This is a genomic window from Paenibacillus sp. J22R67 (assembly GCF_059692175.1).
Genome location: NZ_JCAUAX010000004.1, coordinates 140306 through 153835 on the forward strand (window position 1 = coordinate 140306; position 13530 = coordinate 153835).

Below are 13530 nucleotides of genomic sequence, written 5' to 3' on the forward strand. Positions count from 1 at the left end.
GTTGGGGAGAACCCAAATCTGGCTGATTAAAATTTATAATTCCAATTGATTAACTTGGTATTGTATTTTATGATTACATGTAACAAATTCAGGCAGGAAACATAATGACAGGAAATGTCTGTTATCAGACAAAACTAGTTCAAATGTCAACTATTTATATGTAAAGGTGGGAGATGAGCATGACTATTTTACGATCAGATCGCCGAGTTCATAAAACGAGACAACATATTACCCGTGCATTCTTGTCGCTTTGTGAAAAGAAGGAATTCGAAACAATTGTCGTTAGGGATATAACTGATGCTGCGGATATTAGTCGATCCACCTTTTATACTCATTTCCAAGACAAATACGACTTGCTTGAACAAATCATGAAAGATAAGCTTACCGAGTTATTAAATTTATATGAAAACAATAAATCGCGAATATTGGGATATGTACCGCATCATGAAGTCCCTGACCCCTACTTCCTGCTACTGTTCGTGCATTTATCCGAGCAAGCTCCAATTTATCGTGTTCTGTTGTTTCATTTGCCAGATTCACGGTTTGGCGATCGCATGATGGAAGCTATACAGCACACGATAGGTCAACGGGTTGACAACAACCGAATGGACCAGAAGCAGCCGATTCCACTTGATATTTTGCTGGTAAGCATGTCGTCTTGGATTGGCGGAATGGTCCTTAGCTGGTTGAAACAAGGGATGATTTACTCACCCAACTATATGGCAATTCAATTAAGCCGAATAGCTTCAATTGGCTTTTATCAGGCTATGAGCCTTTAGGTGCACAATTGAACGAATTGTGTTTATTTTGCTGAAAAATACTGGTCAAAAAAAAGCTAGATGTCCGAAAAGCTTCATTTTATCCCATTTTGTTTGTTGACCATGTTTCGTTGGATGGATATGATTAGTTCAATACCTGAGTTAATTCATCGGAATTATTGAATTTCGAAAGGTGGGAGTGAGAGCTTGAGAGGCGAAAGGTTTATAAAGAGTTTGAATGATGGGCGAACGGTATGGCTGGATGGCAATAAAGTTACCCATCTCGATACACATCCAGCTTTTCGTGGAACATTATTTACCATACGAAACCTATTTGATTCGCTTGACGATCCCCTGGTTCGAGATCAGGTAGGCTATCGAATCAAGGGCAGGGAAGCTTATGCTCACAGTTCCTTCCTTGTTCCTCATACCCCGGAGCAGCTTGCAAAGAGAAGTCAATCCTTCGCCTTCTGGTCTAAACAATGCAACGGCATGATGAGCCGGCTCTCTGATTATGCTCGCTCTTTCATTACCGGATGGTATGCAGCACGCCACGAGTTTGATCGATTGGAACCAGGTTTTGCTCATAAAATAACGGCTTACTATGAAACGGCTAGGGATAATGATCTATTTTTGACGACAGCCATCATTGATCCCCAAATTGACAGATCGAGCGGATTGGACGATAACAGAATCGCATCCCGCTTTCTGCATGTGGTTAAGGAGACAAGTGAAGGCATCGTCGTTAGAGGAGCCAAGATGATTGCGACTGGTGCGCCATATACGCATGACTTTGTTATTTTCTCCTTTCTCAAATTGGAACAAGCCCATAGTGAGCATGCACATGTCCTCATTGTGCCAGCGAATTCTGCAGGCCTTCATATCGTTTGCCGACAGTCGTATGCGAGCGATAAAGCACACGATTCTCCTCTCAGCGCAAGATATGACGAAATGGATGCCGTGTTGTTTTTCGATGATGTATTGATTCCATGGGAACGCGTACTGATGTATGGCGATGCCCAGAAGGTTATGGCACTTAGGGCGAATACGACGGCAAATGCACTAGCTTTTCATCAAAATGTCGTACGTTATGTGGCCAAGCTTGAATTTATTACCGGTGTCACGTTTGCTGTTGCGGAAGCGATTGGTGTAGGGGGGTTTCTCCACATTCAAGAAAAGCTTGGCGAGCTGTTAACGCAAATTGATACCATCAAAGCGCTTGTCATTGCTTCCGAGGCGCAAGCCAAATATGACGATCACGGCGTTTTGGTTCCGGAGCTGTCCTATATAAACACAGCAAGAAACATAGGGACTAAGTTTTATCCGCGTGCCGTTGAAATATTACAACAAATTGGCGGTGGCGGGTTTGTTCAAGTTCCCTCTAGCATTGAAGATTTCTATGGCACCATATCGGAGTTAATGAGCGAATATTTCGAGGGAGCTACGGTTAGTGCAGAGAAAAAGGTGCAATTGTTCAAACTCGCATGGGATTTAGTGGGGAGCCCGCTTGGTTCCAGACATGAGCTGTATGAGAGATTTTACGCCGGGGACCCTGTACGTGGTTTTGCCAATCAATATTTGACTCACGATAAAGAAAGCTTGACCGCTCCGATTTGGAAACTCATTAAAGAGTCAGCAAAGCGAGGAGCTGCAAACGGAAATTAAGTGTTCGTAATAACTGTCAACCGGACAACCGGAGACCTTCTGCCCTATAGGGCGGCATAGGTCTCCTTTTTATTTACAGAAAGGATGGATGGTCACATGGAAATTTTTTGGTTTATACCGACACATGGAGATGGACGATATCTTGGCACGGGAGAGGGAGCAAGGGAGGTAGATTTGGACTATGCTACCCAGATTGCCAAAGCGGCTGACACACTTGGATTCAGTGGCGTATTGCTGCCAACGGGAAGATCGTGTGAAGACGCCTGGGTAACAGCCTCTGCCTTAATCCCGGCTACAAAGAAGCTGAAATTTCTTATTGCACTGCGGCCAGGTCTCATGTCACCGACTTTATCGGCGAGGATGGCAGCCACTTTCGACAGGTTATCCCAAGGAAGGCTGCTCATCAATATCGTTACTGGCGGAGATACCTCCGAGGCAAGAGGTGACGGACTTTTGCTCGATCACGATACGCGTTATGAGCTGACGGATGAATATTTGACCATCTGGAGACAGCTTATGCAGGGGAAGCAGATCGACTTCGATGGATCTCATATCACGGTGGATAAGGCAAAAATTATGTATCCGCCGGTTCAAGCACCCTATCCGCCGCTTTATTTCGGGGGGTCCTCACCAATCGCCCAACAAATCGCTGCGGATCATATTGATGTTTATTTAACATGGGGAGAAACGCCTAAACAAGTCAAAGAAAAAATTGAGATTGTTCGGGAGCTTGCTGCAAAACGCGGAAGGAAGGTTCGATTCGGAATAAGGCTGCATGTCATCGTTCGTGAAACGGAAGATGAAGCTTGGGCTGCAGCAAACCGATTAATTTCGAACTTGGATGACGCAACGATTGCCAAGGCGCAGGCATCCTTTGCCAAAATGGATTCCGTCGGACAACGGCGGATGTCAGAGTTGCATGGAGGAGATCGTAGCAAACTGGAGATCAGCCCCAATCTCTGGGCAGGTGTCGGCCTCGTCAGAGGCGGTGCGGGGACAGCGTTGGTCGGCGATCCGGACACGGTTGCGGAGCGGATGTTGGAGTACCATGAGATGGGCATTGAGACATTCATCATGTCTGGATATCCGCACTTAGAAGAAGCTTTCCGAGTCGAAGAACTGCTTTTTCCCAAGCTTCCGCTTAAGCATAGGGAAGCACCTAAAGAGAAATATGCGTTCGTAAGTCCGTTCGGCGAGATGGTAGCAAACGATATTTTGCCTAATGCGGAAAATAGGTCGGTAGCATCCTCTTGAGAGCTTACGAGGGTACCCTATCGATCAGAAACAAGGAGGAGGAAGATGGGAATAAATGAAGGTGTTTGGGGCAGCGGCCCATCAGACAACTACACGAGACTAGCCGAGCGTTTCCGGCCGATCTTTCAACGAATTCGCGATGGAGCCGTTAATCGGGAATTGAATCGTAAACTTCTTCATGAAGAGGTCAACTGGCTAAGGGCATGCGGGTTCGGGACCGTCCGCCTTTCGCAAGAGGAAGGCGGGCTCGGTGCTACGCTCCCTGAATTATTTGGACTGCTGATTGAATTGTCAGAAGCAGATTCCAATGTGACGCAAGCGCTGCGGATTCACTTCGGTTTCGTCGAGAGAATATTAAATTTGCCGGATGGAGAGCGAAGGGACCGATGGTTAAGGCGCATCGCAGAGGGGGAGATCGTCGGGAATGCCTTGACGGAGATCGGGGAAAACAAGGTGGGCAGTATCGCGACCACGTTGTCAGAAGCGGGGGATCAGCTTCGATTAAATGGCATTAAATTTTACTCCACAGGCACGATTTATGCGGATTGGATCGTAGTTAGCGCGACGGCTGGAGAAGACGACATCGTCTCAGCCATCGTTCCAGTTGCGGCGGAAGGCGTCGACATTGTGGATGATTGGGCTGGCTTCGGGCAAACACTGACTGGCAGCGGCACGACGAAGTTCGTCAATACACCGGTCGAGAGAGAGGAAGTGTTCGACCGAGAAACGTACACGAAGTACGGCACTGCGTTTGCCCAAATGGTTCATCTTGCAACGCTGGCAGGGATATCCAGAGCGGCAGCGAGAGACGTTGCGGCAGCAGTCGCCGAACGGCGGAGAACGTACTCGCATGCTTCAGCCGCTCGGGCAGGCGAGGATCCTCAAGTGCTGCAAGTGGTAGGACGTGTGCACAGTCAGGCATACGCTGTGGGCACGATCGTACTGAAGGCGGCTGAGGCTGTGCAGCGAGCGTACGAGGCCAAGACATCAGAGGATACCGGATATGTGGAAAGGGTGAATGTCGAAGCGGAGGTGGAAGTTGCTCAAGCACAGACGATTGTTGCGAGGCTGACACTTGAAGCTACTGCCGCAATTTTTGATGCGCTGGGCGCTTCAGCGACTGCCAGGTCGAAGGGGCTTGACCGCTATTGGCGGAACGCCCGGACGATCACTTCGCATAACCCCTTGATCTATAAAGAGCGAATTGTCGGCGATTATGCTGTTAACGGATCGCGTCCACCATTCGCTTGGCAAACAGGGATAGATGCACGATCAAATGCTGACCAGACGACTGGGGACAACGATGTTCGGCTGAAGCCGCCGTCTTAGTCTCTTTTTTAACATAAAAATCTCAGATTAAGGAGTGGTAAAAAAGATGAAAAAACCAACCATTCTCACCACAATGCTCATTATCGCTGCCCTCACGTTCCTTCTGGCTGCTTGCTCGAAGACGGAGACATCTAGCACGAATGCGGCTGCTCAGCCTGATGCAAAAGCTGCAGCGACCGCTAATCCGGAAGATAAGGTGATTCATCATGTGATGAGTGACGCCGGGTTCAACGGAGAGATTGTCAAAATTTTGAAAGCTGAATTAGCTAAGGACGGTTATACGCTTGACTATGTTATCGTAAACGATATTATCCAACCCAATAAAATTGTTAACGACGGCCAAGCGGATACGAATTCGTTTCAGCACGAGGCGTATTTTGATCAATTCGTGAAGGATCAGGGTCTGAAGAACATCTCGAGAGCTTTCTACACAACCTTCACCCCATCAGGTTTGTACTCTAAGAAATATAAATCTTTCAAAGAGGTTCCCGATGGTGCCCTGTTTGGTATCCCAGTCGATCCCGCCAACAATGGACGCGCGCTTTTCATGCTTCGCGATTTGGGGCTTCTGAAATTGAAGGACGGCGTGGATGTTATCCATGCAACGCTCAAGGATATTACAGATAACCCTCATAAGTACAAATTTAAAGAAGTAGACCAATTGATGCTGCAGAGGACGCTTGATGATGTTGATGTCGGTTTCTTGTTCGCTGGAACAGCTGTTCAGATTGGTTATAAACCTAAACAGGATGCTTTGGCCTTGGAGACAGGAAAAGATTTGCCTTACAAAGGCATTGTGGCCGTTAATAACAAGCTGCTAGGCACGCCTAAAGTCAAAGCGCTGCAGAAAGCTTATGAGAGCCAGGCAATCAAAGATTTTTATAAGGAGAAATACGGAGACGCCATTGAAACATTGGAAAGTTTGAATAAATAACGATGGGGAGGGCTTTCCATGATCACTCTGCAAAATATTAGCAAAACGTTCACAACTGCCGGAGGACCGCTGCACGCGGTATCCTCCGCTTCGCTGCAAATAGCGCAAGGCGATATTTATGGCCTGATTGGGTTTAGTGGAGCGGGTAAATCGACTCTGCTGCGTACGATTAACCTGCTAGAACGGCCTGACGAAGGTCAAGTCATCGTCGACGGCGAGGAATTGACGAAGCTCAATTTGCGCGAGCTAAGAAAGAAACGACTTTCCATTGGCATGATTTTTCAGCATTTTAATTTGCTTAATAATTTAAATGTGTATGACAATGTGAGCTTTCCGCTAGAAATTGCCAAGGTGCCCAAGGCTCAGCGACATATACGCATCGAGAGCTGCCTCGAAATGGTCGGCTTAACCGACAAGGCCAAGGCATACCCAGCCAAGCTGAGCGGAGGACAAAAGCAGCGGGTCGCGATTGCACGTGCGCTTGCCAACAACCCGAAAATTCTGCTGTGCGACGAGCCGACTTCTTCCGTCGATCCGCAGACGACAGGCAGTATTTTGGCCGCCCTGAAGGAAATTAACCGCAATTTAGGCATCACTATCGTTATCGTCACGCATGAGATGAACGTCGTGAAAGCAATTTGCAATAAAGTTGCAGTCATGGAGCACGGGAAAATTGTGGAGAAATTTGATTTGAGCGAGAAAAATATTGTGCCTCAATCCAACATTGCACAGTATTTGTTCAACAATGAGATCTCGTTGGAGAGAGAACTGGAGGCCAACTATGTTTGATAACATAGCCACTGCTTGGCCTGAACTTATTCAGGCGCTGCTGGAAACACTATACATGCTTATTTTGACTCTTCCGATTGCCGTTGCCATTGGTACTCCGCTTGGGACGATTTTGTTCCTGACACGGCCCGATTCTTTTCTCAAATGGCCCAAATTTTATCTCATTTTGAATGGATTCGTCAATCTCATTCGTTCGTTTCCCTTCTTAATCCTGATGATTGCCATCATTCCTTTTACCCGGCTTGTGGTGGGAACGGCGCTTGGTACAACAGCAGCCACCGTGCCGATGATCATCAATGCGGTACCCTATTTTGCGAGATTTATTGAGCAAATATTGCTCGATGTCAATCGCGGTGTGGTAGAAGCAGCTGAATCAATGGGGGCAAACAAATTCCAGATCGTTTGGAAGGTGTTATACACCGAAGCTCGTTCCGGTATTGCCAATGCGGTCACCATTGTTACCGTTAGTTTCCTCTCGTATTCTACGGTTGCGGGATTAGTCGGAGGCGGGGGAATCGGCGACTTTGCCATCCGATATGGCTATTACCGTTATCAAACGGATGTGATGTTCGTTACGATCGTCATTATGGTGCTCTTCGTACAAGTTTTTCAATTCACAGGCAACTATATCGTACGCAAGCTGGATAAACGGTTGTAAATAAGGAGGAAATCAACATGCCCAAAAAAATTCACCTCAACGCCTTCGAAATGAACTGCGTCGGGCATATTGCACACGGCTTATGGCGGCATCCCGACAGCGAAAGACATCGCTACACAGATATCCGTTATTGGACGGAGCTAGCGCAGTTGCTGGAACGCGGGAAGTTTGATGCCTTATTCTTAGCTGACGTTGTCGGGGTGTACGATGTCTACAAACAAGGACCGGAGACAGCAATTCGTGAAGCTGTGCAGATTCCCTGCAATGATCCATTTCTTGTCGTACCGCCGATGGCGCTTGTGACCAAACATCTGGCCTTCGCTGTCACTTTTTCCACGACATATGAGAAGCCCTTCGGCCATGCGAGGCGGATGTCGACACTAGATCACCTAACGAAGGGGAGAATCGCTTGGAACGTCGTAACCTCGTATTTGCCGAGTGCTGCCCGTAACTTCGGTTTGGATCAAATGATTAAACACGACGACCGCTATGAAATTGCCGAAGAATATCTAGACGTTTCCTATAAGCTCTGGGAAAGCAGCTGGGAAGACGATGCGGTTATTCGTGACGTCGAAAGTGGTGTATATACGGACCCGAATAAAGTGCATCACATTCATCATGAGGGTAAATATTTCAAAGTACCCGGACCGCATTTAAGCGAACCATCCATACAACGGACGCCGGTCATTTATCAGGCCGGTAGTTCAGCGCGCGGGCGTGCATTTGCAGCGAAGCATGCGGAAGCCGTCTTTCTTGGTGGAGGGAACGTTCAGACACTGAAGAGATATGCAGCGGATATTCGTGCACAGGCAGCCGCCTTCGGCCGTGATCCGAATCATATCAAACTGATGACGGGTCTGATTGCCATTGTTGGACGAACGCAAGAGGAAGCGTGGCGTAAGTTTGAGAGCTTTCAAAAGCTCTATAGTTTGGAAGGCGTACTGGCTCATTACGGTGGAGGAAGCGGCTATGATCTGTCCGCATACGACCTGGAAGACGTTCTAGCCTACACAGAAACGGATCATGGGCAGACGGCAGCAGCCCAATTTACAAAGGACAGCCCCCGTCCGAAGACAGTCCGGGAAGTCATGGAAACATTAGGGACGCTGGGTGGACGGGGATTATTCGTTGTCGGGACGCCGGAAGAGGTAGCCGACAAAATGCAATTTTGGGTAGAGGAGACGGGGATCGACGGGTTTAACGTAACGCAGATTGTGTCACCGGATACGCTGCGCGATTTTGTGGAGCTCGTCATTCCTGAACTGCAGCGCAGAGGTTTGTTTCGGGAAGAGTATGAGGAGTCAACGCTTAGGGAACGTTTGTTTGGTGTTGGCGTAAGCAGACTGCCTGAAGATCATCCCGGCGCCGCATACCGTAAGCAGCCTACTTTGACCTGATAGGAGGATAAGTATGTCAATAAAAATAGATGCTCTACCGCAGCCAGCGACTGACATTCCGAATGCGATCGATCTCGCTTATGAGCTGGGAGAGCTGCCATTCGATTTGCGGCGAAGAGGCATCCCGGCCTTACGGGATGCTGGCTCCGGCAGGCTTCGGCCTAAGGCAGGGGCAGCCGATGAATGTGATCTCCGAATTGAACCGGCCTCGGTCGTTCTTAGGCGGTTAGCCTTGAAAGAAGAGGTCCGTATGATTGGACTTCAGCATCAGGATCGGCGAGGTGCCATTCTCGTGCATTCGGATTCACCGTTACGAACAGCCGCGGATTTAAACGGCGCCAAGCTTGGGATTGCCGTGAAGAGCAGCCCAGATGATAACATGCGAAAGTTCGATGCGGCAAAGAACGTGGATGCTGCGCTCCAAAATGTTGGAGTTGAGGGAGGACAGCCGAAATGGGTGGAACTTCAAGTCGAGCATGCTGCGGACGGATTTCAGGCTGGGAGGAGGGAGCTCCGAGCTTTACTGAGCAAGGAAGTAGATGCCGTGTATGCCGACTGGGCACTCTCCGCAGAGTCTGGACGACTTTTGGGGATTCGTGAACTGGAAGGCTTCAGCTTCCAAACTTCCGCGCTGTCTGTACTGACTGTCTCAGCAGGATCGCTTAGAGAGCATTCAGCTGAGATCGAGCGATTGCTCGCCCATTTATCGCTAGCCGCCGATTGGGCCACCCAGAACCGCACTGAAGCACACCGGCTCGCTGCAAAACAGCTTGGAGTCCCCGAGAATTCGATCCCTGTAATTTTCTCCGAGCACCTGCACCAGCAATTTGGAGTTAGCATTACAGATGATAAATGGAGCAGGCTCGTCAATCTCAAGAAGGAGATGCAAGCGCACAGATGTCTGCAAGGGGACTTTTCTTTAGAAGAATCGCTGTCTCTGTCTACCATACAAAGCGCACAATTGCTTGTTGACAGCGGGGAACTGGAGCGTCCTCAGCGGGAATCGCTCTCACAATTCGCTGAGCGCGATCTGCCGCTCTCCTTCTTCAATGAGCGGCCACGGGCTCACGTACTCCAAGGGGACGAGGACGCGCTGGCAGCCGCGCGATTGTTTGCGGAGGAAATTCGTTCCGGAGCTTCTGACCGGGACCGCGGACGAAAGCTGCCTCTGCGCGAGATAAGGCGATTGGCGGAGTTAGGTTTGCTTGGGCTCGTCGTGCCAAAAGAGTACGGAGGTCCTGATGTTTCCACCCGGACGCTTGTGGACATCTTTAAAATCATCTCGCACGCGGACGGATCCATCGGTCAAATTCCACAAAATCATCATTTCTTTGTGAAAACGATCGAGTTGATTGGCAGTAAGGAGCAGAAAAGTTTTTTCTTCCGAGAAGTATTGAAGGGTGCTCAGTTTGGCAATGGTTTAGCAGAACGCAGCAGCAGCAAAGGCGCAAGAAAGCTTACAACAACTGTTCGTAAGCTGGAGGGTGAAGAAAGCTTTGAAGTAAATGGAAATAAGTACTATTCGACGGGAGCACTCTATTCACACTGGATCCCTGTTACCGCGCTGAACGAAGATGAACAAAGAATGACGGCTTTCATTCCGAGACACGCTCCAGGGGTAACGGTGCTCGACGACTGGTCGGGTATCGGCCAGAGGACGACGGCGAGCGGCAGCGTTGTGCTCAGGAACGTGAAGGTGCCGGAGAACTATTTGCTGCCCCATTTCCAAATATTTGAGGGACCGCAATACTTCTCAGCTTTCGGGCAAATTATGCATGCTGCCATTGATATTGGTATTGCGAGGGCTGCATTGGAGGATGCTGCCTCCTATGTTCGCGATCACTCGCGTCCGGCTTACGGCAGCGGTGCAGCGAGAGCGAGTGAGGAACCCGACCTGATTCGGCGATTCGGTGAGCTCGGTATTCGTCTGCAAGCGGCGGAAGCCTTGCTGGACCGTGCTGCCGATGCGATCGATCAGGCGCGCAAAGACTTGAATGCAGAAACCGCTGGCAAGGCTGCATTGACGGTTGATTCAGCCAAATGGCTCGTGACAGAGACTGCGATCGAAATCACGAATGCGCTCTTCGAGGTTGCAGGTACTTCATCCATGGATCGCAAACATAATTACGACCGCCATTGGCGTAATGTTCGCATTCATACGCTGCATGATCCGGCTCGGTTAAAACTCCATCACGTTGGCAAGTGGTTCTTGAATGGGGTTTATCATGAATATAAAATGTAAAGGTTATAAGGGAAGGAGTGAATCACCGGGCTATGGGAAAGCGAATCATTATGAACGCATTCGATATGAATAGTGCGATGCACAATTCACACGGTTTATGGAAACATCCGAATAGTGAAAGACATCACTATACGGACTTGGATTACTGGGCGGAGATGGCTAGATTGCTTGAGCGCGGGAAATTTGATGCGCTGTTTCTTGCGGATGTCGTTGGCATCTATGATGTTTATAAAATGAGCGCAGACCCGGCAATTAGAGATGCCGTTCAAGTGCCGCTAAACGATCCTGCACTCATTGTTCCTGCGATGGCAAGTGTCACGGAGAATTTGAGTTTTGCCGTTACGGTGACAACCACCTATGAGCATCCCTATGCGCATGCCAGACGATTCACTACACTCGATCATCTGACTAACGGGCGAATGGCTTGGAATATCGTTACGTCCTATTTGCCTAATGCGGCTTTGAATCACGGTCTGGATAAAATGATCAAGCACGATGACCGGTATGACGTTGCGGATGAATTCCTGGAAGTTGCCTATAAGCTGTGGGAAGGCAGTTGGGAGGACGATGCGGTGGTGCGTGACACCGCTCGTGGTGTATACGCAGAACCGGCAAAGGTTCACCGGATTGATCACGAAGGGCGGTTTTTCCGTGTACCTGGACCGCATCTAAGCGAGCCCTCTTTGCAGCGGACGCCTGTTTTGTACCAGGCGGGAAGCTCTGAGAAAGGACGGGCGTTCGCCGCTAAGCACGCGGAATGTGTCTTCGTAGGCGGTAACTCGAAGGAATCTCTGAAAGCAAACATTCAAGACATCCGGAACAAAGCGGAGCAATTAGGCAGGGATCCGCAGAGTATCAAGATGTTTACGGGTTTGAACGTCATCGTTGGAGCAACCCAGGAGGAAGCGGAAGCGAAGCTGCGAGAATACGCCGGCTTATGGAGCCCGGAGGCGGCGCTTGCGCAATTCGGCGGCTCTAGCGGCTATGATCTATCCGCCTTCGATCCTGATTCCTATCTGGCGTATCGGGCTACCGATCATGGCCAGAGCCGGGCGGCTCAGTATACCAAACATGTCCAGAACCGCCTCACCGTAAAGGAAATAATGGAACGTATCGGGACTTTAGACAAGGGACAGGGCCGCTTGCTCGTGGGTGAACCAGATCAAATCGCCGACTACATGCAGGAGCAGATAGAGGAGACTGGACTGGATGGGTTTAATCTTGCGCATCTGATTACACCAGGGAGCTTGCGTGAATTTGTTGATGGAGTCGTACCCGTACTGCAGCGCCGTGGCGTATATCAACTAGACTATGAGCCTGGGACGCTCAGGGAGAAGCTGTTCGGATCGGGGAAACCCCTGCTCCCGGTTAGCCATCCTGCGGCGCAGTATAGGAGAAACCTTGAACACATTAGTTAGATCTAAGGAGGACAAACAGACCCTATGAAGTACAAGACAGTTGGAAAAACGGGCATTCAAGTTTCAGAACTCTGCTTCGGAACAATGTCCTTTGGAGGTAACGCTGACAAGGAAACATCCAAACAATTATTCTATCGCTGTTTGGATAAAGGCATTAATTTCTTCGATACCGCCGACGTATACAGCAGCGGAGCATCGGAAGAAATACTGGGGGAGCTAATCGAAGGTAAACGCAACGAGTTGGTCCTTACATCTAAGGCTGGCTTTCCGTTTGGCTCCGATCCTAACGCACGCGGAGCCTCGCGCAGACACTTATTCCTCTCGGTAGAACAAAGCCTGAAACGTCTTCGTACGGACCGCATTGAATTTTATTTTATTCATCGCTTTGACTCGCTGGTTTCCATTGAGGAAACCGTGCGCGCTCTGGACGATTTGCGGCGGCAAGGGAAAATCTTGTATCCCGCCGTCAGCAATTGGGCTGCTTGGCAAATCGCGAAGGCGCTTGGCATCTCCGCCAAAGAAGGTTTGGCAAGCTTTGAATTGATCCAGCCTATGTACAATCTTGTCAAACGACAAGCAGAAGTCGAGATCCTGCCGCTGGCTGAATCCGAGAAACTTGGGGTCATCAGTTATAGTCCACTTGGCGGGGGACTGTTGACAGGGAAGTACGGAATAGGCAAGAAGCCAGCAACCGGCAGACTGGTGGATCAGAGCAACTATACGAAGCGTTATGGTGACGAGGCCTATTACGATATCGCAGATAGATTCGCAGCGTATTCCCGTGAGAAAGATGTTCATCCAGCTACATTAGCAGTGGCTTGGGTGCTTAGCAACCCGGCAATTACGTCGCCGATTATCGGTGCGCGCAGCTTGGAACAGTTAGAGCCCTCACTAGCGGCAGTGGATCTGGATTTCACGAATGAATGGCGTAAAGAAGTCACGGCATTGTCGATTGATCCACCCATCGCAACAGATCGCAGTGAGGAGACGTTTACTAGTTAGCAAATAAGAGGCTGGCCCTCGGTCATTGGGTGACTTTTGGGACAGCTTCTTCTCTTATTGAAATTAATTCCGACTAAACCTATT

Annotated in this window: 11 protein-coding genes; all 11 read left to right on the plus strand. The window is 49.2% G+C overall.

Going from position 1 to position 13530, the window contains the following annotated elements; translation table 11 throughout:
• The first annotated feature begins 179 nt into the window (after positions 1-179).
• Positions 180-779, plus strand: coding sequence for a TetR/AcrR family transcriptional regulator (locus AC58VC_RS16940; protein WP_497369931.1), 600 nt, complete (start codon positions 180-182; stop codon positions 777-779).
• Positions 780-965: 186 nt separating this feature from the next.
• Positions 966-2423, plus strand: coding sequence for a 4-hydroxyphenylacetate 3-hydroxylase family protein (locus AC58VC_RS16945; RefSeq protein WP_497369932.1), 1458 nt, complete (start codon positions 966-968; stop codon positions 2421-2423).
• 96 nt (positions 2424-2519) lie between these two features.
• Positions 2520-3677 (plus strand): FMNH2-dependent alkanesulfonate monooxygenase, encoded by a 1158-nt coding sequence (ssuD, locus tag AC58VC_RS16950; protein WP_497369933.1) that lies wholly within the window; start codon positions 2520-2522, stop codon positions 3675-3677.
• A gap of 45 nt (positions 3678-3722) precedes the next feature.
• Positions 3723-5006 carry an acyl-CoA dehydrogenase family protein gene (locus AC58VC_RS16955; protein ID WP_497369934.1) on the plus strand — a complete coding sequence of 428 codons (1284 nt, stop codon included), beginning with the start codon at positions 3723-3725 and terminating at the stop codon, positions 5004-5006.
• A 46-nt stretch (positions 5007-5052) separates the two neighbouring features.
• Entirely contained in the window at positions 5053-5940 is an 888-nt protein-coding gene (locus AC58VC_RS16960; protein ID WP_497369935.1) for a MetQ/NlpA family ABC transporter substrate-binding protein, read from the plus strand.
• Positions 5941-5958: 18 nt separating this feature from the next.
• On the plus strand, positions 5959-6729 hold the full coding sequence (locus AC58VC_RS16965; protein ID WP_497369936.1) for a methionine ABC transporter ATP-binding protein: 771 nt from the start codon (positions 5959-5961) through the stop codon (positions 6727-6729).
• The gene (locus tag AC58VC_RS16970) at positions 6722-7387 is read left to right on the plus strand and encodes a methionine ABC transporter permease (RefSeq protein ID WP_161409806.1); all 666 of its coding nucleotides are present in this window, start codon (positions 6722-6724) and stop codon (positions 7385-7387) included. The genes AC58VC_RS16965 and AC58VC_RS16970 overlap by 8 nt, the downstream gene beginning before the upstream one ends.
• Positions 7388-7404: 17 nt before the next feature.
• A complete protein-coding gene (locus tag AC58VC_RS16975; RefSeq protein ID WP_497369937.1) occupies positions 7405-8784 on the plus strand; it encodes an LLM class flavin-dependent oxidoreductase in 1380 nt (459 codons plus the stop codon).
• Between the two features lie 13 nt (positions 8785-8797).
• The gene (locus AC58VC_RS16980) at positions 8798-11026 is read left to right on the plus strand and encodes an SfnB family sulfur acquisition oxidoreductase (RefSeq protein WP_497369938.1); all 2229 of its coding nucleotides are present in this window, start codon (positions 8798-8800) and stop codon (positions 11024-11026) included.
• A 32-nt stretch (positions 11027-11058) separates the two neighbouring features.
• Positions 11059-12444, plus strand: a complete 1386-nt coding sequence (locus AC58VC_RS16985; protein ID WP_497369939.1) for an LLM class flavin-dependent oxidoreductase — start codon at positions 11059-11061, stop codon at positions 12442-12444.
• Between the two features lie 24 nt (positions 12445-12468).
• Positions 12469-13446, plus strand: coding sequence for an aldo/keto reductase (locus AC58VC_RS16990; protein ID WP_497369940.1), 978 nt, complete (start codon positions 12469-12471; stop codon positions 13444-13446).
• Positions 13447-13530: the final 84 nt, after the last annotated feature.

What these genes read in the sequence shown, in the direction of transcription:
- AC58VC_RS16940 (WP_497369931.1), top strand. Translation starts at nt 180, where the DNA reads ATGACTATTTTACGATCAGATCGCCGAGTTCATAAAACGAGACAACAT.
- ssuD (WP_497369933.1), top strand. Translation starts at nt 2,520, where the DNA reads ATGGAAATTTTTTGGTTTATACCGACACATGGAGATGGACGATATCTT.
- AC58VC_RS16955 (WP_497369934.1), top strand. Translation starts at nt 3,723, where the DNA reads ATGGGAATAAATGAAGGTGTTTGGGGCAGCGGCCCATCAGACAACTAC.
- AC58VC_RS16960 (WP_497369935.1), top strand. Translation starts at nt 5,053, where the DNA reads ATGAAAAAACCAACCATTCTCACCACAATGCTCATTATCGCTGCCCTC.
- AC58VC_RS16965 (WP_497369936.1), top strand. Translation starts at nt 5,959, where the DNA reads ATGATCACTCTGCAAAATATTAGCAAAACGTTCACAACTGCCGGAGGA.
- AC58VC_RS16970 (WP_161409806.1), top strand. Translation starts at nt 6,722, where the DNA reads ATGTTTGATAACATAGCCACTGCTTGGCCTGAACTTATTCAGGCGCTG.
- AC58VC_RS16975 (WP_497369937.1), top strand. Translation starts at nt 7,405, where the DNA reads ATGCCCAAAAAAATTCACCTCAACGCCTTCGAAATGAACTGCGTCGGG.
- AC58VC_RS16980 (WP_497369938.1), top strand. Translation starts at nt 8,798, where the DNA reads ATGTCAATAAAAATAGATGCTCTACCGCAGCCAGCGACTGACATTCCG.
- AC58VC_RS16985 (WP_497369939.1), top strand. Translation starts at nt 11,059, where the DNA reads ATGGGAAAGCGAATCATTATGAACGCATTCGATATGAATAGTGCGATG.
- AC58VC_RS16990 (WP_497369940.1), top strand. Translation starts at nt 12,469, where the DNA reads ATGAAGTACAAGACAGTTGGAAAAACGGGCATTCAAGTTTCAGAACTC.